General features: G+C 52.7%; 22 protein-coding genes, 2 pseudogenes and 1 riboswitch. Of the genes and pseudogenes, 18 read left to right on the plus strand and 6 right to left on the minus strand.

Annotated elements, in window-relative coordinates; all coding sequences use genetic code 11:
- The first annotated feature begins 111 nt into the window (after positions 1–111).
- The 3 genes from K0H63_RS03395 to K0H63_RS03405 all read left to right on the plus strand — a co-directional run bounded on the left by K0H63_RS03395 (position 112) and on the right by K0H63_RS03405 (position 3462).
- The gene (locus K0H63_RS03395; RefSeq protein ID WP_258405648.1) at positions 112–603 is read left to right on the plus strand and encodes a DUF3293 domain-containing protein; all 492 of its coding nucleotides are present in this window, start codon (positions 112–114) and stop codon (positions 601–603) included.
- Positions 604–686: 83 nt separating this feature from the next.
- A riboswitch (Lysine riboswitch) is annotated at positions 687–862 on the plus strand.
- Positions 863–1000: 138 nt separating this feature from the next.
- Complete coding sequence (gene lysC, locus K0H63_RS03400) at positions 1001–2359, plus strand: lysine-sensitive aspartokinase 3 (RefSeq protein ID WP_220066729.1); 1359 nt, start codon at positions 1001–1003, stop codon at positions 2357–2359.
- Complete coding sequence (locus tag K0H63_RS03405; protein WP_220066730.1) at positions 2359–3462, plus strand: succinylglutamate desuccinylase/aspartoacylase family protein; 1104 nt, start codon at positions 2359–2361, stop codon at positions 3460–3462. The genes lysC and K0H63_RS03405 overlap by 1 nt, the downstream gene beginning before the upstream one ends.
- Positions 3463–3521: 59 nt before the next feature.
- On the opposite strand, the gene asnC is transcribed toward K0H63_RS03405, so the two are convergent.
- Positions 3522–3983: a transcriptional regulator AsnC gene (gene asnC, locus K0H63_RS03410; protein WP_011758723.1), complete on the minus strand. Its 462-nt coding sequence runs from the start codon at positions 3981–3983 to the stop codon at positions 3522–3524.
- 78 nt (positions 3984–4061) lie between these two features.
- On the minus strand, positions 4062–4736 hold the full coding sequence (rluA, locus tag K0H63_RS03415) for a bifunctional tRNA pseudouridine(32) synthase/23S rRNA pseudouridine(746) synthase RluA (protein WP_220067796.1): 675 nt from the start codon (positions 4734–4736) through the stop codon (positions 4062–4064).
- Between the two features lie 257 nt (positions 4737–4993).
- Here rluA and K0H63_RS20190 point away from each other — a divergent pair.
- The 3 genes and pseudogenes from K0H63_RS20190 to K0H63_RS03425 form a co-directional block, all read left to right on the plus strand.
- Positions 4994–5131 (plus strand): annotated as a pseudogene (locus K0H63_RS20190) (winged helix-turn-helix domain-containing protein); the annotation flags it as partial.
- 54 nt (positions 5132–5185) lie between these two features.
- Positions 5186–7066 (plus strand): hypothetical protein, encoded by a 1881-nt coding sequence (locus K0H63_RS03420; RefSeq protein WP_258405650.1) that lies wholly within the window; start codon positions 5186–5188, stop codon positions 7064–7066.
- 326 nt (positions 7067–7392) lie between these two features.
- A complete protein-coding gene (locus tag K0H63_RS03425; RefSeq protein WP_041409663.1) occupies positions 7393–7578 on the plus strand; it encodes a hypothetical protein in 186 nt (61 codons plus the stop codon).
- Positions 7579–7852: 274 nt separating this feature from the next.
- On the opposite strand, the gene K0H63_RS03430 is transcribed toward K0H63_RS03425, so the two are convergent.
- Genes K0H63_RS03430 through K0H63_RS03440 form a run of 3 tightly spaced genes read right to left on the minus strand, consistent with a single transcriptional unit; the run spans position 7853 to position 9074 of the window.
- Positions 7853–8140: a hypothetical protein gene (locus tag K0H63_RS03430; protein WP_220066732.1), complete on the minus strand. Its 288-nt coding sequence runs from the start codon at positions 8138–8140 to the stop codon at positions 7853–7855.
- Between the two features lie 2 nt (positions 8141–8142).
- Positions 8143–8667, minus strand: coding sequence for a methyltransferase domain-containing protein (locus K0H63_RS03435; RefSeq protein WP_220066733.1), 525 nt, complete (start codon positions 8665–8667; stop codon positions 8143–8145).
- Positions 8664–9074: a hypothetical protein gene (locus K0H63_RS03440; RefSeq protein WP_220066734.1), complete on the minus strand. Its 411-nt coding sequence runs from the start codon at positions 9072–9074 to the stop codon at positions 8664–8666. The genes K0H63_RS03435 and K0H63_RS03440 overlap by 4 nt, the downstream gene beginning before the upstream one ends.
- A gap of 365 nt (positions 9075–9439) precedes the next feature.
- Between K0H63_RS03440 and fccA the strand changes: the two genes are divergently transcribed.
- The 3 genes from fccA to K0H63_RS03455 all read left to right on the plus strand — a co-directional run bounded on the left by fccA (position 9440) and on the right by K0H63_RS03455 (position 13189).
- The gene (fccA, locus tag K0H63_RS03445; protein WP_220066735.1) at positions 9440–11221 is read left to right on the plus strand and encodes a fumarate reductase flavoprotein subunit FccA; all 1782 of its coding nucleotides are present in this window, start codon (positions 9440–9442) and stop codon (positions 11219–11221) included.
- Between the two features lie 176 nt (positions 11222–11397).
- Entirely contained in the window at positions 11398–12387 is a 990-nt protein-coding gene (locus K0H63_RS03450) for a 2-hydroxyacid dehydrogenase (protein WP_220066736.1), read from the plus strand.
- Between the two features lie 67 nt (positions 12388–12454).
- Entirely contained in the window at positions 12455–13189 is a 735-nt protein-coding gene (locus K0H63_RS03455; protein ID WP_220066737.1) for a dienelactone hydrolase family protein, read from the plus strand.
- Positions 13190–13460: 271 nt separating this feature from the next.
- Here the strand turns inward: K0H63_RS03455 and K0H63_RS03460 are convergent.
- Positions 13461–13937, minus strand: a pseudogene (locus K0H63_RS03460) (mechanosensitive ion channel family protein); the annotation flags it as partial.
- A 95-nt stretch (positions 13938–14032) separates the two neighbouring features.
- Here K0H63_RS03460 and K0H63_RS03465 point away from each other — a divergent pair.
- The 9 genes from K0H63_RS03465 (at position 14033) to K0H63_RS03505 (ending at position 23761) form a co-directional block, all read left to right on the plus strand.
- Complete coding sequence (locus K0H63_RS03465; RefSeq protein ID WP_220066739.1) at positions 14033–14779, plus strand: spermidine synthase; 747 nt, start codon at positions 14033–14035, stop codon at positions 14777–14779.
- 120 nt (positions 14780–14899) lie between these two features.
- A complete protein-coding gene (locus K0H63_RS03470; protein WP_220066740.1) occupies positions 14900–16426 on the plus strand; it encodes a leucyl aminopeptidase in 1527 nt (508 codons plus the stop codon).
- Positions 16427–16647: 221 nt separating this feature from the next.
- Positions 16648–17217 (plus strand): alkyl hydroperoxide reductase subunit C, encoded by a 570-nt coding sequence (gene ahpC, locus K0H63_RS03475; RefSeq protein WP_011758735.1) that lies wholly within the window; start codon positions 16648–16650, stop codon positions 17215–17217.
- Positions 17218–17315: 98 nt separating this feature from the next.
- Positions 17316–18878 carry an alkyl hydroperoxide reductase subunit F gene (gene ahpF, locus K0H63_RS03480; RefSeq protein ID WP_220066741.1) on the plus strand — a complete coding sequence of 521 codons (1563 nt, stop codon included), beginning with the start codon at positions 17316–17318 and terminating at the stop codon, positions 18876–18878.
- Between the two features lie 128 nt (positions 18879–19006).
- Positions 19007–20143 carry a GGDEF domain-containing protein gene (locus K0H63_RS03485; RefSeq protein WP_220066742.1) on the plus strand — a complete coding sequence of 379 codons (1137 nt, stop codon included), beginning with the start codon at positions 19007–19009 and terminating at the stop codon, positions 20141–20143.
- A 106-nt stretch (positions 20144–20249) separates the two neighbouring features.
- Entirely contained in the window at positions 20250–21335 is a 1086-nt protein-coding gene (locus tag K0H63_RS03490; RefSeq protein ID WP_220066743.1) for an OprO/OprP family phosphate-selective porin, read from the plus strand.
- 9 nt (positions 21336–21344) lie between these two features.
- Positions 21345–21752 carry a type 2 periplasmic-binding domain-containing protein gene (locus K0H63_RS03495; RefSeq protein ID WP_220066744.1) on the plus strand — a complete coding sequence of 136 codons (408 nt, stop codon included), beginning with the start codon at positions 21345–21347 and terminating at the stop codon, positions 21750–21752.
- Between the two features lie 45 nt (positions 21753–21797).
- Complete coding sequence (locus K0H63_RS03500; RefSeq protein ID WP_220066745.1) at positions 21798–23417, plus strand: methyl-accepting chemotaxis protein; 1620 nt, start codon at positions 21798–21800, stop codon at positions 23415–23417.
- A gap of 116 nt (positions 23418–23533) precedes the next feature.
- Positions 23534–23761, plus strand: a complete 228-nt coding sequence (locus K0H63_RS03505; RefSeq protein ID WP_220066746.1) for a hypothetical protein — start codon at positions 23534–23536, stop codon at positions 23759–23761.

The following is a 23761-nucleotide window of genomic DNA, read 5'->3' on the forward strand; positions in this document are numbered from 1 at the left end:
TATTGCTTATGTTATTGAAAAATATATGAACCGATGATGGTCGGAATGAGATCCAGCTCACAAGGCTAGGCAGCGTAACTGAGTCTGCTAAACTATCTCAGGTTCTTTTGCATGATTATCACTGACATGGAAAATCATTCACAGCAGCTTTGGAACATCTATCAGTCGGCAAGTTTCTTGTTGACTCAACACCTTTCTCCCCACGCACACTTTGCCATTATCACGGCCTTTAACCCCATGGGTGAGCTCCTGGATGCCTGCCAAAACCGTTTGCTTGACCGGCAACTGTTAAGGGATATAGAAGCCTTGGGCGTGCCTTATCGTGCCCTGGTCGGCACCAATGAGCAGTTATCCCACATGGAAAAAAGTTGGGCTGTGTTTATGGAACCTGACGACAGCGTTCGTTTGGCTCATAAATACCGGCAAAATGCGCTCTATTATGTGATGCGGGACGAGCTGATGTTGCTTCCCTGTCGAATGGACAGCGAACCCAAGAAGCTGGGGTCCTTCCGCTCCCGGGTTCGGCTGGTGCATGAATTGCCTGAGGTGGTACCAACCGACAGGGCAGAGGGTATGACATCATTGGGATTCCAGTTTCTGTGAACACAGCATTTTTTCAACTTGCATAATTTCGCATTGACTTGAATACCGCTTTATTGCTACTTTTTTCGTCCCTTCCCCGCGGAAGGCACAGAAGAGGAGCGTCAACTAGGTAGCAGGTTTGAGGAGCAATCACTCCGAAGACGACCTGTGAGGGAGATTGGCGCCGAGGCAAAACCACGTGCTTGAGTGCGTTTTGTCGGTCGTTCAGGCTGAATCCTGACGATTGTCACCTGTTATTTGGTGGAGAGCTTCTGGTGACGATCGCTTTTCCCTCCTTTTGGGGTGCCGTATCTTTGCACCAGGCTCTTCGAACGAAGTCAGTTCGGAGATTACTCATGAAAACCCGTTTTAGCTTGAATGTCGCTGTCTTCCACTCGCCGTCGATGGAGGTGTGCTGATGTCTCTTGTTGTAGCCAAATTCGGTGGCACCTCGGTCGCCGACTTCAATGCCATGTCACGCTGTGCCGCCATAGTGCTGGCCAATTCTGCTACCCGTTTGGTGGTAGTCAGTGCATCCAGCGGTGTGACCAATTTGCTGGTAGAGCTGACCCAGGCCACAGTGACCGATGAGCGTCGCCTGCAACTGCTCAAGCAGATTGCACAAATTCAATATGCCATCCTCGATAAGCTGGAGCGCCCACAGGATGTGGCTGCCGCGCTGGATGCTCTGTTATCGCGCATTTCTGTACTGAGCGAGTCGCTCATCCTCAATCGCAGCAAAGCCATTATGGACGAGCTCTTGTCCATGGGAGAGCAATGCTCTGCGCTGCTGTTCTCGGCGGTACTGAGGCAGCAGGGTGCCAAGAGCAGCAGTTTCGATGTGCGTCAGGTCATGCGAACCGACAGCCACTTCGGCCGCGCCGAACCTCAGATTGAAGATATAGCGGCACTGGCCAGGGATTTCCTGCAGCCATTGCTCGAACGGGACATAGTGGTAACACAGGGCTTTATCGGTGCCGATGCAGAAGGTCGCACCACCACCCTGGGTCGCGGTGGCAGCGATTATTCTGCCGCCCTGCTGGCTGAGGCCCTGCGTGCCGATGCTGTAGAGATTTGGACCGATGTGGCCGGTATTTACACCACAGACCCGCGCCTGGCTCCCAACGCCAGACCCATTGCCGAAATCAGCTTCAATGAAGCGGCCGAAATGGCCACTTTCGGTGCCAAGGTATTGCACCCTGCCACGATTTTGCCGGCCGTACGTCAGCAAATTCAGGTGTTTGTAGGGTCAAGCCGCGAACCAGAAAAGGGCGGCACCTGGATACGCCATCAGGTGGAAAATCCCCCTATTTACCGCGCAGTGGCCGTGCGCCGCGATCAGACGCTGTTGAACCTGCACAGCCTGCAGATGCTCCATGCCCGCGGTTTCCTGGCTGAGACCTTTGCGACTCTGGCGCGTCATAAAATCTCGGTGGACCTTATCACCACCTCAGAAGTAAACGTGTCACTGACGTTGGATAAAACCGGCTCAGACTCCACCGGCAGCGGTTTGCTCAGTGAAGCCTTGCTGCAGGAACTGTCTCAGCACTGCCGGGTTCGGGTCGAGGACAATCTGGCGCTGGTGGCCATTATTGGTAACCGTATCGCCAGCACGCCGGGGATTTGCCGTCAGGTGTTTACTGTGCTCGAAAACCACAATGTGCGGATGATTTGTCAGGGCGCGAGCCCCCATAACCTGTGCGTTCTGGTAGCAGAGAGTGAAGCGGCGCAGGTCGTGAAGGCGCTGCACGAGAACCTGTTTGAAGGTCAGGCATAATGCGCGTCGATAAACACGAAGTTCGGGTCGGTGAGCTGGCTGCGGGTCAGCCACTGTCTTTGCCAGTGTATCGCTTTAAAGGCAAGGGGGCCGGCCCCAGTGTGTATATTCAGGCCAATGTCCATGGCGCAGAGGTGCAGGGCAATGCAGTGATCTATCAGCTGATGAAACTCCTTGAGCACTACGAGCTTCTGGGGGATATCAGTCTGGTACCGCTGGCAAACCCACTGGGTATCAACCAAAAAAGTGGCGAGTTTACCCTCGGCCGTTTCGACCCCATTACCGGGGTCAATTGGAACCGCGAGTATCTGGATCATGGGTTTAATATCGAGGTCTGGTATCAGGAGCACGCCCATCTGGATGACGAGTCGCTTATCACTGCGTTTCGCGCCACCCTGGTGGAAGAATGTGCCCGCAGACTGAATAATCCCTGGGGGGTGACCACAGGGCACAGGCTTGCGGTTACGCTGCAATCCATGGCTCACAGGGCCGACATAGTACTCGACCTGCATACCGGCCCCAAGTCATGCAAGCATCTGTATTGCCCGGAATATGAACGCAGCGCCGCCCAGTATTTTTCAATACCTTATACCTTGCTCATTCCCAACAGCTTTGGCGGTGCCATGGACGAAGCGGCCTTTGTGCCCTGGTGGACATTGGCCGAGGTGGCTTCCAGTCATGGTCGTGAACTTGGGGTGAGAGTCTCGGCATTAACCCTGGAGCTTGGCAGTCAGGAACGCATAGATTTGGATGATGCGCTGGAAGATGCGGAAGGTATTCTGGCCTATTTGAGCCATCGTGGTGTGATTGCCGAAACCGTGTTGCCCAAACCCATGAAACGCTATGGTTGTTTCCTGAAAAACTATCGTAAGTTTCATGCCCCCAAAGCGGGTATGGTGGAATACCTTGGCAAGGTGGGCGTGCCGATGAAGGCAAGCGATCCCTTGGTGAACCTGTTAAGACTGGATCTCTATGGTACAGGTGAAGAGCTGACTGTCTTGCGTCTGCCTGAAGATGGCGTGCCCATACTGCATTTTGCCTCGGCTTCGGTACATCAGGGCACCGAGCTTTATAAGGTGATGACCAAGGTCTTTGAGCTCTGACTCAGCCAATAAAAAAACACCGGACTTGAGTCCGGTGTTTTTTTATTGCTATATCCCAATCAGGGTTTAACCGCCCGCACTATGGGGTTTTGCAGACTTATCAGGGTCTCGGTTGACTGAATTTCGGCGATGGACTGGATGCGATTAATGAGCACATGCTGCAGACTGTCGATGGACTGGCACATGACTTTCACGAAGATGCTGTAATTACCTGTGGTGTAGTAAGCCTCTACCACTTCTTCCAGGGCATTGAGTTTGGAAATGGCGGCGGGATAGTCACCGGCGCTTTTAAGGTTAATGCCGATAAAGCAGCAAACGTCGTAACCCAGGGCTTTGGGATTAACAGTGATTTGGGCGCCAGTGATGATGCCGGCCTGCTTCATCTTTTCTACCCGAACGTGAATGGTTCCGGCGCTGACACCAAAACGCTTTGCCAATTCAGCAAAGGGGGTGCGGGCATCGGCCATCAGGGCCTCGAGGATCTGGTTGTCCAACTGATCGCGCTGAAATGATGTATCCACTGCTAACTGCTCTAACTACCGAATGATTGAACAATAATTTACGGGCTTCAGTATTATTTTTCCAGTGAAAAGGTGACTTTACTGATTAGTCGTCGCCTCTGCGAAGGGAACTTCTGTGCTGAAGGTCATGGCCTCGCCACTGTAAGGGTGGGTAAAGCTGAGACTCGCGGCATGAAGCAGTAAGCGATCGGCAAGGGACTTGGCCAGTGGGTCGGCGTAAAAGCCATCACCGAGAATGGGATGACCAAGGGCCATCATATGTACTCTTAGCTGATGGCTGCGTCCGGTAATAGGTGTCAGCTTAACCAGGGTGGAGCGCTTGCCGTAACTGATGACGTCGACATGGGTCAGCGAGGGTTTGCCAATCTCATGGTCTACTTTCTGCCTTGGTCTGTTGGGCCAATCACAAATCAGTGGTAAATCCACGCTGCAATCAGCTTTGACATGACCAGCCACCCGGGCAAAGTAGGTTTTGTGGGTTTCTCGGTCGCGAAATTGGCGTTTCAGTTCGACTTCGGCACTCTTTCGCAGCGCATACACCATCACCCCGGAGGTCGCCATGTCGAGTCTGTGAACTACCTGACTATTGGGATGTTCGGCCTTGATCCGGCTCCAGGCGCTGTCATGGTGAATGGGATCCCGGCCCGGTACCGACAATAAACCGCTGGGTTTATTGATCACTATGATGTCCTTGTCCTGATGCAATATGTCCAGCCAGGGGTCTGTAGGGGGATTGTAGCTGAAATCGTCCATCATGGTTCTCGGCACGGCGTTAGGGGCGCTTAAGATACCCAAGGGGGCAAAGGGCGGCAAGCCTAAAGCAGGCTTTCTTGGTTCTTTGCTTCCACTCCTTCGCCGATATTGATTAAATAACACAAAAATAAAGACTGAGTAACAAAGCGAACAGCATGTTTAATAATAAAAAATACCGCCTCGGCCCCTTCATGGTTATCCCAGAGCGGTGTGTGATTGCCAAAAATGGCTCTGACACCAAACTCGAACTTCGGGTGATGCAGGTATTGGTGTGTCTGCTTGAGCGTGCCGGTCGTCCCGTCAGTCGCGACGAGCTTATCAGGGAAGTGTGGCGCGGTGGCCAGGTGTCCGACAATGCCATCAACAGGATTATTGCGCAGCTGAGAAGCGCCTTGGGCGATGATGCCCGAAGCCAACAGGTTATTCAAACCGTCCCCAAGGTCGGTTATTTGCTGATAGCAGAGGTGGAATCACTTGAAGGACAGGCAGTAACACCTGCTGATTTGACGCACACTTCGGAAGTTCGGCATGCAAAGGCTCCCGTGGCGCCGATAGACATTAAAGACAGCCAGCAGCATGACTCCTCAGCAATGGCAGCAGATATTAAGCCTGTGCCTGTCAAGCAAAAGCCTGGTCATCTCATCCTGGCGACTTACGCATTGGCGGGCGTACTCCTGTCTGTGTTGGCATTCGTCGTTTGGGATACTGTGACCCAGAGCGACAAGTCAAAAGCCGAACCCGTGCAAGACAGCATAGCTTCATTGTTGCCTATAACCTCACTGGAGGGGCAGGAGGTCGATCCCGTGTTATCACCGGATGGCAACAAGCTGGCATTTGCCTTTCGGGATCTCAATGCAAAAGAGTGGCGTGTTCTGATACAGGACCTGACCACGGGGCAAGTTTCACTGGCTGACAACTCTCCAACAGCCTATAACCAGCGCTATCCGGCCTGGAGCGATGATGGTGGCCATTTGGCGTACCTGAACTTTGATGGTAAAGGTCGCTGTGAGCTGATTCTGCTGGATTTGCTGACCCGAAACGCCAAGGTCGTTTCCCAGTGTGACAAAGCCACCCAATCCAGTGCGTTGGCCATAAGGGGGCAGGAGCTCTACTTCGTGGACTCGGACGGCATTGAAGATTTTAAAAAGATTTATCAGGTCAATCTGAATACCTTAAAGAAAGAGCAACTCAGCCGCCCCCACAGCATAGGTCGCGGGGATTATGGCCTTAGCCTGTCGCCGGATAAGTCGCAAATGGCGGTACTGAGAAACTTAAGCTGGTTTGATACCCAGTTGATGGTCTTTAACTTCAGTACCGGAGAATGGCGCCAGGTGCTTAAGGTGGGTTACCCATTAAAGAGCGTAGCCTGGTCGGCAGATGGTAAGGGTTTGATCTATAGGGCGGAAGAAGGCCAGCTGCACCGTTTCGATTTAGACACCAACGAGCGCGTTCGTCTGACCAAGATACTGCAGGAAATCAACTCACCCCGCTCAAACAGCAAGGGACAAACGGCCGCTGTCGTCGGCGAGCTGATGGAAGAAGAGCTGTGGCATTGGTCAGCGCCGGGCAATACCAAACCCGAGCCATGGGTGTCATCCAGTCGCCGTGATTATCGTGGTGCCATCAGTCCAGATGGCGCCTTGACGGCTTTCGTCTCCAATCGAACCGGTTTGCCACAAATATGGCTGAGGAAACAGAAAGGTGAAGAAATCAAACTCACCCACTTTGACCGGTTTTCATTTATAGACGAGCTGATATTTTCCCCAAATGGTAAATTGCTTGCCGGTACTATTAATGGAGCTGCCTTTACCTTGGACATTGCCAAGTCGGCAATTCATTTTATTCCTGGTCGAACTTCGGTGAGAAATATTTCATTTGGGATGAATGATGATGAATTAGTGCTGTTCTCTTCTGAGGCTGGGAAACGTCAACTTCAACTGGTGGATATGCGAACTGGAAAAACACTCAATCTGTTGGCAGAAAGTGGTTTTTCTGGAAAATTCGATAGAGCATCAGGCGATTTTTACTATTCCAAAATGAACAGTTCGGGAATATGGAAGTTAATCCAGGGTGTGGAAACGCAGGTAACCGATAAAATCACGCCCCTCTTTTCAGGTGGTTGGCATGTGGCCCAAGGCAAAATCTGGTACCTGAAAGGTGATGATGGTTTAACCAATCTAATTGAGCTGGACGTCAATAATGACAGAGAGTTTGCGCATCCAATACAAATTACCAATGTGTCTATGAACACACTCTCAATGACAAACAACAACCAAGTGCTCTTGTCTGTGTTGGCTCATGCCAATACTGATATATTTTTAGTTAATTAAATCAGTATTTTGTTTGTTCGTCACTTTTTCGTAACCTTTTCCTTGTCGCCAAATCAGAACGCCCGGGCCTAATGTTGAACTCGTCAACTGGCCCGGTTGCGCACAACAAAGACGCCTTACCCTGAGTCGCTTTGAGTTGCTAATCCGCTGGTCGCAAAAAGCAATGGCGCATCCCCGTGGCCGGGTCGGTTGATAATTAATGTGTTAACTGCTGAATGTGTGAGCATCTCCCACTCGTATATCGACTGGCGACTGACGCACGGCATTCTGCAGCCATTTATCAACCTTGGATCATTAAGCCCTTTTTTGGCGTGGAGAGTTTAGTTATGAAAAAGTATATCACTATGGTATCTGCAGCAGCACTTTCAACTGTATTTGCTGTGCCATTTTATATGTCGCATGTAGAGAACAAACAGCAGGAAGAAGCACCAAAGCTTGCTATTTGTGAACCATTTCCAGATTGCATTATTTATCGTGTAGATGATAACGGAGAATTAACGCAAGAGCGTTAATCAGTTGCTGAATACCCGTAGTCATCTATTCCCAATTTTAATTAGCGAGACATGTCGTTAATTAAATACCTGCGAAATAAAAGAAGGTAGTTTATGTGGTCTATCAGTCTATATATCGTAGGGGCACTGAGTGGATTATTTATAATCTATTACGTGTTCATCAATGTGGTTCTTGCGTCCGAGGAATCATGTTTGCTCGACCAAAAGGACGACTAAATCTCCCTTTCCGCCAAAGCCGGCACCTTGAATCTTCTTGGTGCCGCTTTTATCTATGCTACAGACCGGCATCTCTCAAGTGCATGATGGCAAAGGTCCATACCACAAAGGCCAGGGTGCAGTGCACCAGCGCATAAAATCCCTGATCGAGACGCCGCATTCCCCGTGCATGCCAAATAAGCCAGACGTGGGCGGCGAGAATGAGTGGGTACATCGCCAGCAAGGGATAATAAAAGACCGGGCTGCCGAGTCCTGCGATGGCACGCCCCACAAGTGCCCAAAGCACAATGAAGCCTGTCATCAGCGGTGGGATAGCATTACGGTATTGGTCTGGGTAAGGAAACATAGTTAATCCAGAGGTTTGCGGCAGATGATACTGGCTTTATAGGCGCCGCTGCCACCGGGTGTCTCGGGTGTGTCCTCACGATAATACACTTGTTCCCAGTCAGTAAAGCGTTCTCTGAGTTCGTTTTTGCCCAGCAGAAACGCCGGGTTTTTGGGCCTGCCGATACTGGCCTGAGCTTCGGTGAAGGTTTCATAAACTAGTATGCCACCGGGCAACACCGAGTCCCGGATCCACGGCATGAGCGGCCGGTGTAAGTAATTGAATACCAATATCACGTCGAACGGTCCGAGCAGAGGTGCCCTGCCTTGTTCAAGGTCAAACGGGTGGATGCTCGCGCCTGGATTCCCCTGTATCTCGGACGGAAGTGCGGTTGTTTCCAGGTCGACAAAGCTAACATGATGCCCACGCTCCAGAAACCAGATGCCGTTACGGCCATTGCCACAGGCCAAATCCAGTACCTTCAGGGGCTTTGTCTGGGTAAACAACTCTGGATATGCATCGAAAATCGGTGAGGGCGTCAGGGTCATCCTTTGATTTCCCTGCGGCTTTCGATACGCCGTCTGTGCCAGATGGAATAATGCCGAAGCCCGGCAGGGCCGTGGGATACCAGCACTGACAGCAGTAAAATGACCACAAACAGCACGGCTTTGTGCTCAGGAAAGGGCACAAACAGGCACAGCAGGCCTAATTTTGCCAGGGTGAGCACGCCTTTCAGTTGGATAAGCCAGCGCCAGTCCCGCAAAATTTCCCATCCCATCAAGAGGCTGCCGCTGACCACGGCCAAGAGCCAAAAGTCGTGCCACTCGACCCTGGCGAGATGGAACAGCACACCACCACCCACACCACAAACCCCGAGCAAATGCAGTGCTCTGAGGCTGGTTTTACCTATTCGCTGGACCCAAAAACTGGATTCGGAGAGCTCTTTGTTGGCCATGTGTTGTATCTGCAGACATTGATAACGGCAGCATACCAGCTGTGTTCCCTGCAGGGGAGTTCTGCAGCGAGAATCCAACAAGTCCAATGTTCTTTTATTGATAAAGTGTTGCCTGGTCGACATTTTTCGGCGGTCTGCTGTGACCGGCTTCAATCATTGAATGAAAAGCTTGCCCGCACCTGCAATTAACGACGGGCATAGGATTTTCAGTGGAAAGACTGTGACTTACTCTAAAAAATACCCCTTTAGATAGTGCTACTATTTTTGGCGTGGTTAGTGTTTTGCTCCGAATATTAACAGTAATTAAGTGTAAAACACGCCATAAAAATACCTCTTTATAAGTAGTTTTTTTTGGAGGAACACTTATGTTCACTGGAGCGATGAAAAAAACGGTACTGGCGGCACTGATCTCCGGGATCATGGCGGGCACTGCATGGGCGGGAGCCGATAACCTGGCCGATTTCCACGGTGATAACGGTTGTGACAGCTGTCACCAAAGCGACAAAGGCCCCAGCAACGACAATCTGACCTTTGAAAACGGTCAATGCGTTAGCTGCCACGGCAGCCTTACTGAAGTGGCGGAAGGGGAGCGCGAAGGCATTGTTTCTCCCCACAAATCACACCTGATTGGTGATATTGCCTGTACCAGTTGCCACAAAGGCCACGAAAAGTCAGTGACTTACTGTGATGCTTGCCATAACTTCGGCTATGAAATTCCCTTCGCCGGGAAGTGGGAGCGCAAATTTGTTCCTGTGGACGCGGATAAAGCCGCCCAGGATAAGGCCATAGCAGCAGGTCCCCGTGAAACCACAGATGTGGTCATCATAGGTTCCGGTGGTGCCGGGCTTGCGGCCGCTGTTTCTGCCCGCGATGCCGGTGCCAAGGTCGTGGTGCTTGAAAAAGAACCCGTTCCCGGTGGTAACACCAAGCTTGCGGCCGGTGGTATGAATGCCGCCGAAACCAAGCCTCAGTCCAAACTGGGCATTGTTGATAAAAAGCAGATCATGATTGACGACACCATGAAAGGTGGCCGCAACATCAACAATCCTGAGCTGGTAAAAGTACTGGCCAACAACTCTTCCGATTCTATTGATTGGCTGACTGCCCTGGGCGCAGACATGAATGACGTTGGCCGCATGGGTGGCGCCAGCGTTAACCGCAGTCACCGCCCAACTGGTGGTGCCGGTGTGGGTGCGCACGTGGCGCAGGTCCTCTGGGATGCTGCCGTGGCCCGCGATACCGATATCCGCCTTAACAGCCGTGTAGTTCGCATTCTAGAAGACGGCGCCGGTCAGGTGACAGGTGTGCTGGTGCAGGGTGCCTATACAGGTTACTACGTGATTAAGGCCGATGCCGTGGTGGTCGCCACCGGTGGCTTTGCCAAGAACAACGATCGCGTTGCCAAATACGATGCCAAACTCAAAGGCTTTAAAGCCACCAACCACCCCGGTGCCACAGGGGACGGTTTGGATGTGGCCACCCAGGCGGGTGCCGACACAGTGGATCTGGAATACGTTCAGGCTCACCCCACCTATAGCCCTGTTGGCGGTGTGATGGTGACCGAGGCCGTGCGTGGTAATGGCGCTATTCTGGTTAACCGCGAAGGCAAGCGCTTCGTGAACGAAATCACCACCCGCGACAAGGCATCTGCTGCGATCCTGGCGCAGAAAGGTGAGAGCGCGTATCTGCTTTTCGATGACTCTGTACGCAAGAGTCTGAGCAAAATTGAGGGTTACGTGCACCTCAAAATTGTAAACGAAGGCAAAACAGTGAAGGAGCTGGCCGACAAGCTGGGTATGCCTGCCGCTGAGCTTGAAAAGACCATAGGTACCTACAATGGTTTTGTGAAGAGCGGCAAAGACGAGCAGTTCGAACGCGCCGACATGCCTCGCGAGCTGGCGAGCGCGCCTTACTATGCCATCGAAGTGGCCCCGGCTGTTCACCACACCATGGGCGGTGTGAAGATTGACACCAAGGCCGAGGTCGTGGGCAAAGAAGGCAAGCTCATCAAGGGTATGTACGCCGCCGGTGAAGTAACTGGTGGTGTGCATGGTGCCAACCGCCTGGGCGGTAACGCCATCTCCGATATCGTGACCTTCGGTCGTATCGCAGGTGCGGAAGCGGCCAAGTTTGCCAAAGACAACTGATCTCCCTTAGCACGGAGTGGGTGTGATTACACCCTGTCTCAGGCGGCCCAATAGGGCCGCCTTTTTCTTATCCCGGACTTTAACTAAAGGTGATCCACGTCACCCTTTGCGCGACGACAGTTGGCTTATTTTGGCTTACACTGCGGCCATTCAGGCTTTTTCCAGGAACGCCCACCATGAAAATCGGATTCTTCAGCGCCAAACACTACGACATGCAGCACTTTGACCGCACCAATGCCAGTTTCGGTGCCCATATTGAATATTTTGATTCAAGACTCTGCATGCAAACGATCAAGCTGGCGTACGGCTTTGAAGTGATTTGTGCTTTTGTAAACGACGAGCTGTCGGCTGAAGTCCTTAATGAACTCCATGGCAACGGTACCCGTGTAATCGCCATGCGCTGCGCCGGTTTCAACAATGTGGATTTGGACGAAGCCAAACGTCTCGGCATGACGGTCGTCAACGTACCCGCCTATTCGCCCGAGTCAGTCGCCGAGCACACAGTGGCCCTGATGTTGACCCTGAACCGTAAAATTCACAAAGCCTACCAGCGCACCCGCGATGCCAACTTCTCATTGGAAGGGCTGGTGGGATTTAACATGCACGGTAAAACCGTTGGCGTAATAGGCACGGGCAAGATTGGCCTTGCGACCATTCGTATCCTGCAGGGCTTTGGTTGTAAGGTGGTCGCTTTTGACCCCTTCCCCAGTGCAGCGGTGGAAGCCCTCGGAGTGCCCTATCTGACGCTGGATGAATTACTGAAACTGTGTGACGTAGTGAGCTTGCACTGCCCGCTGACCAAGGAAAACCACCACCTGCTTCGCGCTGAGACCTTTGCCAAAATGAAGCCGGGTGTCATGGTCATCAACACCAGCCGTGGTGGCCTGCTGAATGCCTTTGATGCCATGGAGGCGCTGAAGGTTGGCCAGATTGGCGCCCTCGGGCTCGATGTGTATGAAAACGAAAAAGAACTCTTTTTCGAAGACAAGTCCAACGAAGTCATTCAGGACGACGTATTCCGCCGCCTGTCGGCCTGCCATAACGTGGTCTTTACTGGTCACCAGGCGTTTTTGACCGAAGAAGCGCTCGGCGCCATTGCGACCACTACCCTGACCAATGTGCAAAAAGCCCTGGCCGGTGAGCGCTGCGGCAACGAACTTTTCTGATACCCGGCGCTGACAGCGGCAGCGGGGCTTGCTAGATTGAGTGCAGTTTCAATTCCAGGAGGTCCCGATGCGCGTCTGTGCCGAACACCATATTATCAATACTGCCACCGGCCCCATGGGCACTCGGGTTTATCGACCCGCAGGGCCCGGCAGTTTTCCCGCCATTTTGTTTTATTCTGAGATTTTTCAGGAAACGGCGCCCATCAGCCGCATGGCCACGGTGCTTGCAGGGCACGGATTTGTGGTACTGGTACCGGAAATCTTTCACGAGCTGAACCCCGCCGGTACTGTGCTGGGTTACGATGATGAGGGCAAAGATAAGGGCAACAGCGACAAGGCCACCAAGCCCCTTGAGAGCCACGACTCTGATACAGTAGCCATGGTGGACTTTGTTCGCCGGCAGCCATGGTGTCAGGGCAAAATTGGCGCCATGGGTGTTTGCATCGGTGGTCATCTGGCGTATCGCGCCGCGGTTAATCCGGATGTAGCAGCGGCCTTTTGCCTGTATGCCACCGATATTCACTCGGGCACCATACCCAGTCAGCCGGGCAATGACTCCCTCAGTCGCACCCGCGATATTCGCGGCGAACTCTATATGGTGTTTGGCAAACAAGATCCCCACGTGCCAGGCGAGGGCCGCAGGCTCATCCAGCACAATCTGGAGCAGCATGGGGTTAATCACAGCTGGCTCGAAGTGAACGCCGAACATGCCTTTATGCGGGACGGTGATGCCCGCCATGACCCGGCCCTGGCGCTGGAGATGTACCAAAGCGCTATCGCCCTGTTTCAGCGAACCCTCTAATAGAAAAAAGCGGCATCAGGGCCGCTTTTTTCTTTCTGTCTGTTTTGCACAGTTGTGCTTTTCGGTCAGGTTAGGGCGCCTTGGGTTGTGGTTTTTGCTCAACTGTTTTTTTGGTGCTCTCTTCCTGCGCATCTTCGGCGTTGATAGCCACAGATCTGGTCTCAGTGGCTTTGGTCTCAAGGGATTGGGTTTCCTGAGTCCTGGCTTCTATTGTCTTGCTTTCTATGGCCTTGGCGTCGAGGGTCTTGTTGTCATAAACCTCGGGGTTCAGCAACTTAATCACCGATTTTTGCAGAATCTGGCTGTTGGGGTAAGTAATAAGGTTGCCGTCATCCCGCTGAATAAGCACATGAAAAAGGGCAATTTCCTGAATAACCCCGCGAATATCTTCATCCTTGTCCACCACCTTGATGCGATCGCCAATGCGGTAGGGGAACACAAAAAAGATCAACACGCCCGCAGTCAGGTTACTGAGAATGGACCATTGAGCGACCAGGGCTACCCCGAGCACGGCAAATGCGGATGACACAAAGAGAGCGACATCGTGATAACCCAGCCCAACCGACACGGCCATCAGTGAGAGTGTGATAAAAAACAATACCGCCGTTAAAAAGCGGCTGACAAGACTGGTTCTGGCGGCACTGACCTGTTTCTTTTCGGCCAGGGCATTGATCACCCGCTTGAGATTGCGCTGAATAATGTAAAAAGCTAGCAAATAAAAACAGGCAAGCAGTATTTGGTTTGTCATAATAGCCCTTTGAAAACACCTCGGTACAAGCTCTCTATTCTAAAGGGGCACACCGGGACCAGTGAAGGGCCATTCAGCGGCCGGGATGTAAAATTTTGTCTGATTTTTCGGTTATCTATCAAACTTCCGATGCCCTTGGCCCTATCCGGGTACTCGACAATGGCGAGTCGCGCATTCTTGCCTTTGGCGACAACGATGAGCAAAGCAAACTCAACAAAAAAACGCCCCACGTGCCCAAACACTCCTATGTGCAGGTGATGTTGGAGTCGCTGATGTTTTCCAGCCCCAAGAGTGCCATTGTTCTGGGTTTGGGGGGCGGCGCTCTGGTGCATGCCCTGCGACGCTTTGACGGTGCGCTTAAGCTAACAGCGGTAGAGCTTAGGGGGGAGGTGATTGATATTGCAAAGAAATATTTTTATCTCCCCGTGGGTAAAAAGCTCAATCTGATTGAGGCCGATACCGCCGTTTTTGTCAGCGACGCCGAGCATAAAAAAGTCGACATTATTTTCGCTGATCTTTACGGCGCCGACGGCGTCGATGCCAAGCAGCTCACCGCGAGCTTTATTCAGGGCTGTGTGAGGCTGCTTAAACCGGGTGGTATGTTGGTGCTCAATTGCTGGAAAGAACACCGTCAGAGAAGTGATGTCCGCGAGCAACTGCAGCAACACTTCTGCGATGTGTATGGCAGTCTCAGCAGTGGCGGTAACTGGGTGGTATTTGCCACCTTGACGCCGGGCGTGCTGAAAGAAGAAGGCCTGAAACAAGCCCGGGCCGAATTGTCGGCCAAATTGGAATTCAATGTCGGCAAGGCCTCGTTGGGATTTGGCCCCTGGCTGGACTGACGGTCTGGTTAAGCGGACGTTGAAAATTGTAAGCCTCTGTTAACCCGGCGTAAGGTCGGGTTACCCCCCGAATACTCCTTTGTTATTCTTGCCAGTCCCATAATAACAAGGTGTGTTCTCATGCTGAAAACCTCTAAATCCACTCTTGCTCTGCTGTTCGCCTCTTTTCTATCATTGCCCGCAGTGGCCGACAAGGTGAACTTCTCCTCCGAGCTGACTGCCAGTGGCGAAACTCTGGTGCTGTTTAAGGTTAAGGATACTGATTTTCCCGGTGCGCGCGTGCTGAGCGACGGCAGTCTCACCCACCTTGAGCGTGCCATGCAGGTAAATGGTTTCGACGGTGGCGAAGGGGAAATGCTGGAAGTGCTGGCCCCTGCCGGTAGTCAACTTAACCGGATCCTGGTGATGGGGCTGGGTGATGGCAAGTTGACCGATGGCGAACTCAATACTCTGGGTGCGAAGCTCGCCGACAAGCTCGCGGCTCACAAAGACACCCGTATCACCCTGATTGCCGAAGGCACTCCGGACGCTGCCAATCTGGCCGCCGAAGTTGCCCATGGCTTTGATTTGAAACGCTATCAGTTTGGTCGCTATACCGACAAGACGCAGGATGAGCGTGACCTCAGCTTCGCGCTGTCGGATGCCAAAGCTGCAGCCGCCGAATATGCCCGCCTGGCTGCGGTGGATGCAGGAGTGGTGCTTGCCAGGGATCTGGTGAATACCCCCGCAGGAGATATGACCCCGGAAGATTTTGCCGCCGAGGCCCGTAAGCTCAAGAGCCTGGGCGTTAAGGTGACAGTGCTGGATGCCAAAGGTATAGAAAAGTTGGGTATGGGCGCCCTGGCTGGTGTCGGTAAGGGCAGCGAAAGCGGCCCCCGTCTTGTGGTGGCTCACTGGGAAGGCGCCAAGGGGGCGCCCATCGCCATGGTCGGCAAAGGCATTACCTTTGACTCGGGCGGATACAACATTAAGGCTTCGGGGGATTCCATCTCTCATATGAAGTCAGACATGGCCGGCGCAGCTGCCATTTTGGGTACGGTTAAAGCCATGGCGATGCAGAAGGCCAGGGTGAATCTGGTGGCCGTGTTGCCGCTGGCTGAAAACATGGTTTCCGGTGATGCCCTGCGTCCGGGCGATGTGCTGCGTACCGCGCAGGGCCTGACAGTGGAAGTGATGAATACCGATGCCGAGGGCAGGCTCATTCTGGCTGACGGCATGTGGTATGCCAGAACCCATTATCAGCCAAGGGTGCTGATTGACGTGGCAACCCTCACCGGCTCCAAGGTGCGAGCCCTGGGGCGTGAGTATGCGGGTATTTTCAGTGATGAAGAGGCTCTGGTGTCAGGTTTGACCGCCTCCGGCGCCGCCGTGGGTGAGAAGCTCTGGCGCTTGCCGTTGGATAAGGCCTACGGCGATGAACTCAAGTCCCATATCGCGGATTTGAAAAACACCGGTGCCGAAGGCAGTGCCGGCGCGTCTTCTGCCGCCATGTTCCTCAAGCGCTTCGCCGCGGATGTGCCCTGGGCGCACCTGGATATTGCCGGTAATGCCCTGTCCTCATCGGAAAAACCGCTGAGCCCAGCCGGAGCTACCGGCTTTGGGGTGCGTTTACTCAGCCATTGGCTGGCCGGGCAGAGTGCCGATTGATACTGCCACGACCCGCCACTGATTGATCCGTAACGAAAAAAGGGAAAACGACTGTTTTCCCTTTTTTCGATTGGTTCAAATAAAAAACCGATTAAGGTGATAGTTTTTATCCGTTATCAATGATTGATTCCATTGGCTACTATGCTCTCCATCGACGGGGCGCCAAGCCGTTGCCCTGACAAATTCACTGAACCAAGCGTTTGTTTATAAAGGAGCAAAACATGACTCAATCAATCATCAACAGCACCATCAAGCCATTCAAAGCCACTGCTTTCCACAAGGGCGAATTCGTACCTGTGACCGAGCAGGATCTGCTGGGCAAGTGGTCTGTGGTGTTCTTCTACCCAGCCGACTTCACCTTCGTATGTCCTACTGAGCTGGGTGACATGGCTGATCACTACGCCAAGTTGCAGTCCATGGGCGTTGAAGTTTACTCAGTGTCTACCGACACTCACTTCACCCACAAGGCGTGGCACGACACTTCTGACACCATCAACAAGATTGAATTCCCGATGGTGGCTGACCCAACCGGTATCATCAGCCGTAACTTCGGCGTGATGATCGAAGAAGAAGGTCTGGCCCTGCGTGGTACCTTCGTCATCAACCCAGAAGGTCAGGTAAAAGTAGCTGAGATCCACGACCTGGGCATCGGCCGCAGCGCCAGCGAGCTGGTTCGTAAGATTCAGGCTGCCCAGTATGTTGCTACCCACGATGGCGAAGTTTGCCCAGCCAAGTGGCAGCCAGGTGATGAAACTCTTGCGCCTTCTCTGGACCTGGTTGGCAAAATCTAAGGTTTAACCCGCATCACCCCTTGCTCCGGGCCTCCCCCCTGATTTGGCCCGGAGCTTTTTCTCCCCGTTATTTATTTTTGCTTGCATCTGGAGCCACCATGTTAAACGCGGATTTGAAACAGCAACTTAAGACCTATCTGCAAAATCTACGGCAAGACGTCAGACTCGTGGTGTCTGCCGATGACAGCAAAAAATCTCAGGAATTGCTCGACCTGGCCAATGACATCTCCTCCTTGTCTCCGTTGGTTTCAGTGACCCAGGCCAGGCTCGAGCGCACCCCTGAGATGCAGGTAACCAATGCTCAGGGAACCGACATTCGTTTTGCCGGTTTGCCCATGGGCCACGAATTCACCTCACTGGTGTTGGCATTGCTGCACTCTGGCGGTCATCCACTCAAGCTGGATCTGGCTGTTATTAAACAAATCAAGGCACTGCCACAGACGCTGAAGTTTGAAACCTTCATCTCGCTGAGCTGCCAAAACTGTCCGGATGTGGTGCAGGCGCTGAACATGATGGCTGCGCTGAATCCGAACGTCAGCAGCACCATGATTGATGGCGCCCTGTTCCAGGATGAGGTGGAGTCACGGCAGATCATGGCCGTACCCTCGGTGTTCCTCAATGGCGAACTTTTTTCTCAGGGGCGTATCAGCCTGAAGGAAATTCTCGCCAAGGTGGATACCCAGGCCGCAGCCCGGGAAGCCGATGCCCTGAGCGAGAAAGACCCTTATGAAGTGCTGATCGTGGGTGCCGGCCCCGCCGGTGCCTCTGCCGCCATCTATTCGGCCCGTAAAGGCCTGCGTACCGGTCTGGTTGCCGACCGATTTGGTGGCCAGGTGACTGAAACCGTTGGCATTGAAAACTTTATCTCGGTGAAAGCCACCGAAGGCCCCAAGCTGGTGGCGAGTCTGGAAGCCCACGTTCGCGATTACGATGTGGATGTGATGGAAAACCAGAAGGCACTGAAGCTGACCAAAGACGGTCTGTATCAGGTGGAGCTGGCCAATGGTGCTGTGCTGTCGGGTAAAACCGTGCTGATTGCTACCGGTGCCCGCTGGCGCGAAATGAATGTGCCCGGCGAGAAAGAATACCGTGGCCGCGGCGTGGCTTACTGTCCTCACTGTGATGGCCCGCTGTTCAAGGGTAAGCGCGTTGCCGTGATTGGTGGCGGCAACTCGGGTATCGAAGCCGCTATCGATCTTGCCAATATTGTTGAGCATGTGACTGTGCTGGAATTCGACAGTAAGCTGCGCGCCGATGAGGTGCTGGTTCGCAAGGCTCGCTCTATGGGGAATATCCACATCATCACCCAGGCACAAACCACCGAGGTGGTGGGGGATGGCAACAAGGTAACCGGCCTGGTCTACACTGACCGAGCCACAGGTGATGTGCACAGTGTTGAATTGGCAGGTATCTTCGTACAGATTGGTCTGGTGCCCAATTCCGAGTGGCTCAAGGGCACGCTGGATCTGACCCCTCGCGGCGAAATCATGGTGGATGAGCGAGGCCAAACCTCGCTGCCCGGTGTGTTTGCCGCAGGCGATGTGACCAATTCGGCCTACAAGCAAATCATCATCGCCATGGGCAGCGGCGCTACTGCAAGCCTTGGTGCATTTGATTACCTTATTCGCCACAGTGAGGCGGATACTTCAGCAGCAGCCTGATAACCACCACAGTAAAAGCCGGCTTCTTGCCGGCTTTTTTGTCACTTCTTCATGCTTGTGTACACCTAGAATGGCGCGCAGCACATGCTATAGTCATGCAATCATCTTCGTAAGTATCGGAAATCTGAGTGGATAAAGAATCACTGTCGTTTGATGAAGCGCTCAAGGACGAATCGCGCCAGTACATGCTGGCAAGCTTTCAATGGTTGAGTTTTACCAGCCTGGTGCTGCTGACTGCTGTTGGCCTCAATATCGCATTGGATCCCGGACTGGATTTGGGGTTGGATACCGCTTTTACCATGATGTTGCTGCCGGGGACGCTTTGCCTGTTACATCTGGGGCTCAGATTTACCAGGGTCTCCTGGTCGAGAAGTCTTGGTTGGAACCTCTTCTTTTTAGCGGTACTGGTCATCAGTTGGTTGATATCCATGTCGTTTCTGCGAAGCTCTGGGCTTTTAGTGTTGCCCGGAATCGAAACACTCAGCGATGTGCTCAGTCTCGCCATGGCCGTGGCGCTCTTTCCCAGCATAAAGCTGACTGCCGCTACGGTAGCGCCTTTTTTACTTTATTCGGCTTTCTATCGTTACGAAGTCTACCCGGAAAGCATTTACTTCAACGTGATGCGCAGCCTGTTTATGTTTTTGATCATCATGAGCGCCCAGCGGGTGATTTTTAAATGGTTTCAAAAAGCCGTGCGGCGCAATGTGGAAAAGCGGCGGTTGGTGAAGCATTTTCGCCGCATGGCCTTGCTTGACGGCCTTACCGGGCTCAGTAACCGGCGCCATTTTGATGAAATTCTGGATCAGGAAATTCGGGCCTCGACCCGGACCGGGCATCCGTTAAGCCTTATTCTGTTGGATATCGATTTTTTCAAACGGCTCAATGATGCGCTCGGGCATCAGGCCGGTGATGATTGTCTGCGGCAACTGGGGCAACTCTTGTCTGATGTGGCGGCCAGACCCAGGGATCTCGCGGTGCGCTATGGCGGTGAGGAGTTTGCGGTGCTGCTGCCAGAAACCACGCTAACAGGTGCGGTGGAAGTGGCCAATCGTATTGCAAAACTCCTGGCTAAAGCGGCCATCCCTCACCCTGATTCTCAGGTTGCTGCGCATATTACTGTTTCTCAGGGCTTGGTTCAGTGGCAGCGGGGAATGGATGCGGCAGCCTTGTTGGAGGCCAGTGATGCGGCCCTTTACCGGGCCAAAGAGGATGGTCGTAACCGCTACGTACAATCAACATCGCCAGTAGGGGAGATGGCGGGTTAGACAGGCATTTTTTGATTTTGTTCATAAAAGTTAGTCAAAAAGTTGTCAATTTGTTGCTCAAGCCTAAGCTTAAAGTCGGATACACCTGACAAATAAAGGGTTTTGTATGAAGCACAAATTGGCTATCTGTCTTGGTACGCTGCTGCTCTCTGCACCGGCGTTGGCCGAGATTAATATATCCGGGTTTGCCTCTGTGGTCGGTGGCAAGGTGTTGGAAGGCAGTGGGGTGGAAGAGTTTGGGCTCGAACCCACCTTCCTGGCCGATTATCCCCTGGTGGGTGCCTACACAGAGGAGTTCAGCTTTGAACCCGACACCCTGTTTGGCCTGCAAATTTCTGCTGACCTTCTGGACGGACTTTCCGCTACGGCGCAAATCGTCTCCCGGGGCGCAGACGACTTCTCTGCCAGCTTTGAGTGGGCTTATCTGTCCTATGAGCTGAACGAACACTGGACATTACAAGCCGGTAAAAAACGCCTGCCGCTTTACTACTACAGCGATTTCTTTGATGTGGGCTACGCCTATCCCTGGATTAGGCCACCCGCAGACAATTACACCTGGCAGATTTTTAACTACACAGGCGTGAGTGCCCTTTATAACTACCTGATAGGGGATTGGACGCTGACAGGTCAGGTGTATTTTGGCCGCGAAGATGATGAGCCCAACAAGCTGTTGTCGGAATTCTTTTTCGGCGAGTCCACCCGGGAAATCTGGAAAGACATAGGTGGCGTGGTGGTGCAGCTTAACTATGAATGGCTGGATATACGTCTCACCCATATGCAGTACACCAACGAGCGCTTCATCGGTGGTGAACAGGTGGAGTGGGACGGTGAAACCGAACGTGATGGAAAATTTTATGGTTTGTCGGTCAACATCGATTGGAACAATCTGGTGGTGCTGACTGAAGTCAATCGCTTGACCCTCCAAGACTCGGATCTTGATACCTATTTGGTGACTCTGGGTTATCGCATTAAAGACTTTATGCCTTTTGTCTCTTATTCCGACTTTGATGATGGCAGTGAAATCCACAACACCACTTCCGTGGGGCTTCGCTGGGATTTCCACCCATCGGCTGCCTTTAAAATCCAATATGACGATGTAAAAGACGACGGAACCGGGGCCGGTACCGACGACTCCTGGCGGGTTGCCGGGGACTCCAAGTCAATCAGCCTGGGTGTAGACCTGGTATTTTAGGAGAGAGCCATGAAAACCGTGATTTCTGCCATCCTTTTATGCCTGAGCGCCATGCAGGCCTGGGCCGGGGTAGCCGTGATAGTGCATCCAGGTAATGGCGACACTATTGATAAAAAGGCGATTGAGAATATTTATCTGGGCAAAACCAAGTCCTTTCCCGGCGGCAGTCAGGCCGTGCCGGTGAACATAGAGTCCGGGCCTGTCAGGGAAGCCTTCGATACCAATGTACTGGGTAAGTCATCCAGTCAACTCAAGTCATACTGGTCACAGAAGGTCTTTACAGGAAAGGGCACTCCCCCCAAGGAAGTGACCACTGCCGAAGAGGTACTGGGACTGGTGTCCTCCAATCCCAACATTATTGGCTATATTGATAGTAGTCAGGTAAATGGCTCGGTAAAGGTGGTTGCCGAGTTCTAACTGGCGGTGCCGACTCAGATCGGCACCCCTTTTAAGGGGCTGTCTATGACATGGTTTAATAACCTTCCCATCTTTAAAAAAGTCGGTGTCATCTTCATCATTTCTGTGATCATCTTTGCGGTGAACCTGGCTATCAGTCTGGTCTCTATCAATAAAAATCGTGAAACCCTGGGATTTATGGAAGAGAAGATTTACCAGCGGGTTGAACTGGCCAACCAAAATTTGATGTTGGTGCAGCGGCTCGAGGAGGTATACACCCAGGCGGTGTCATTTGCCGATGAAGACCTGTTGGAGCAAGCAGGCGGCCTGCATGAAAACCTGGCGGCCAACCTAACGCTGTTGCAGAGCTCAGACATAAAAGAGACCGACACGCTTCGACAGATGCAGTCGCAGCTCGCCAATTACAACCAGATAACCTCTGGCTTGGCAAAGAGCATGTTGGATGGTTCTGCAGATATGGCCAACATAGGTGCCATCAGTCAGAAAAAGTCCGCTGTATATGAAGCCCTGCTGGGTCATGTGCAGCAATACAAGCAGGCCAAGGTATTGGAGTTCAAAAATACCATCAAGGAGGCCGCCGACAGATCGCAAAACAGCCTCTGGCTAACCATGGTGGTGGGGGTTGTGCTGCTGCTGTTTATGGCCATAGTGACCATGTCCATCGCCCGTGCAATCAGCGCCAGTGCCAAAGGGGTGGCCCATTCCCTTGGTGAACTCGCCGATGGCAAGGGGGATTTGCGACATCAACTACCCGCCAGCAGTCGCGACGAGCTTGGGCAGGTGTCCAGTAACTTCAATCGCTTTTTGGGACTCCTGGCCGATTCTATCCAGAGGGTAGTGAATGTCACGTCGCCGCTGCTCAAGAATGCCCATGATTTGAAAGACAAGATGGAAACGGCAACGGGCGCTACCCAGCGTCAGAGTCATGATGCTCAAACCGTTCAGGCCTCTATGGAAGAGATGCGCCTGTCGGTGATTGATATTTCCCATAATGCCAGTCAGGCAGCAGATGCGGCGCAAATAGCAGAGCGTGAAGCCATGGACGGGATGGCAGTGGTACAACGCACCATGGACATCTCTTTGGAGTTGAACCGCGAAATTGAACATGCGGCCAATGCCATTAATGAATTGGCGAAAGATACGGAAAGTGTCAGTTCGATACTGAATGTCATCACGTCCATTGCCGAGCAAACCAACCTGTTGGCACTGAATGCGGCCATTGAGGCGGCGAGGGCTGGCGAGCAGGGGCGGGGTTTTGCGGTGGTCGCAGATGAAGTGCGTGCCCTGGCATCGAAAACCGCTGATGCCACCAAGGAAATTCGTGAGGTACTGTCCCGGCTCAAAGGCGCCGCCGAATCATCTGTCAGTACCATGACAGTGGCTATGTCCAAGTCGAGTGAAAACGAGGAGCATGCCCAAAAGACGGGGTTGGCGCTCAAGACCATTCAGGAACAAATTGTCAGTATCAATGCCATGAACACCCACATTGCCAGGTCAACCGATGAGCAGTCTCAGGTGGCCTCCAGGGTGGTGGATAATGTGGTTGATATGAATGCGTCTTTCGAACAAACCCTGAATATTCTGGATCAGGTGCATCAGGTTTCCTCTGAGTTATCTGAGTTTGCCGAAGAGCTGCAAAGCGCGACGTCCCAATTCAAGTTGTAAGTGCTCTATAACAAGTTGCAGGGATGAGCTGAGTCAGTGTGGATACAGTCACAGTATGCTATTTAGTGAGCATCTGTAGGTAACCTGATGATGGGGGACGTGTGAGACATTGGCGAATGGGCTTATTACTGGCACTGATTCTTTTAAACCTTGGGGGCTGTGCCCAGATGTTGTGCGAGCTTAGAACCGACAGGGATCCTGTTGACCCTTATGGTGACCGGCGTCAGTGTGAGGCGCAGGTAGAGCAGTATATGGACGAAAGAGCGGCCGAAAAACAAAAGCGCCTGGCTCGAGAGCAGCAGGCGCTGTTGGATGAGGCCATTGCCTCCCGCATTGAACGCTGA

Origin of the sequence: Shewanella zhangzhouensis (genome assembly GCF_019457615.1) — a bacterium.
GTDB classification, from domain to species: Bacteria; Pseudomonadota; Gammaproteobacteria; order Enterobacterales; family Shewanellaceae; genus Shewanella; species Shewanella zhangzhouensis.

Bases quoted from the DNA above. Each gene is read 5' to 3' on its own strand.
- K0H63_RS03395 (WP_258405648.1), top strand. From the start codon at position 112: ATGATTATCACTGACATGGAAAATCATTCACAGCAGCTTTGGAACATC.
- lysC (WP_220066729.1), top strand. From the start codon at position 1,001: ATGTCTCTTGTTGTAGCCAAATTCGGTGGCACCTCGGTCGCCGACTTC.
- K0H63_RS03405 (WP_220066730.1), top strand. From the start codon at position 2,359: ATGCGCGTCGATAAACACGAAGTTCGGGTCGGTGAGCTGGCTGCGGGT.
- rluA (WP_220067796.1), bottom strand. From the start codon at position 4,736: ATGGACGATTTCAGCTACAATCCCCCTACAGACCCCTGGCTGGACATA.
- K0H63_RS03425 (WP_041409663.1), top strand. From the start codon at position 7,393: ATGAAAAAGTATATCACTATGGTATCTGCAGCAGCACTTTCAACTGTA.
- K0H63_RS03430 (WP_220066732.1), bottom strand. From the start codon at position 8,140: ATGTTTCCTTACCCAGACCAATACCGTAATGCTATCCCACCGCTGATG.
- K0H63_RS03435 (WP_220066733.1), bottom strand. From the start codon at position 8,667: ATGACCCTGACGCCCTCACCGATTTTCGATGCATATCCAGAGTTGTTT.
- K0H63_RS03440 (WP_220066734.1), bottom strand. From the start codon at position 9,074: ATGGCCAACAAAGAGCTCTCCGAATCCAGTTTTTGGGTCCAGCGAATA.
- fccA (WP_220066735.1), top strand. From the start codon at position 9,440: ATGTTCACTGGAGCGATGAAAAAAACGGTACTGGCGGCACTGATCTCC.
- K0H63_RS03450 (WP_220066736.1), top strand. From the start codon at position 11,398: ATGAAAATCGGATTCTTCAGCGCCAAACACTACGACATGCAGCACTTT.
- K0H63_RS03455 (WP_220066737.1), top strand. From the start codon at position 12,455: ATGCGCGTCTGTGCCGAACACCATATTATCAATACTGCCACCGGCCCC.
- K0H63_RS03470 (WP_220066740.1), top strand. From the start codon at position 14,900: ATGCTGAAAACCTCTAAATCCACTCTTGCTCTGCTGTTCGCCTCTTTT.
- ahpC (WP_011758735.1), top strand. From the start codon at position 16,648: ATGACTCAATCAATCATCAACAGCACCATCAAGCCATTCAAAGCCACT.
- ahpF (WP_220066741.1), top strand. From the start codon at position 17,316: ATGTTAAACGCGGATTTGAAACAGCAACTTAAGACCTATCTGCAAAAT.
- K0H63_RS03490 (WP_220066743.1), top strand. From the start codon at position 20,250: ATGAAGCACAAATTGGCTATCTGTCTTGGTACGCTGCTGCTCTCTGCA.
- K0H63_RS03495 (WP_220066744.1), top strand. From the start codon at position 21,345: ATGAAAACCGTGATTTCTGCCATCCTTTTATGCCTGAGCGCCATGCAG.
- K0H63_RS03500 (WP_220066745.1), top strand. From the start codon at position 21,798: ATGACATGGTTTAATAACCTTCCCATCTTTAAAAAAGTCGGTGTCATC.
- K0H63_RS03505 (WP_220066746.1), top strand. From the start codon at position 23,534: ATGGGCTTATTACTGGCACTGATTCTTTTAAACCTTGGGGGCTGTGCC.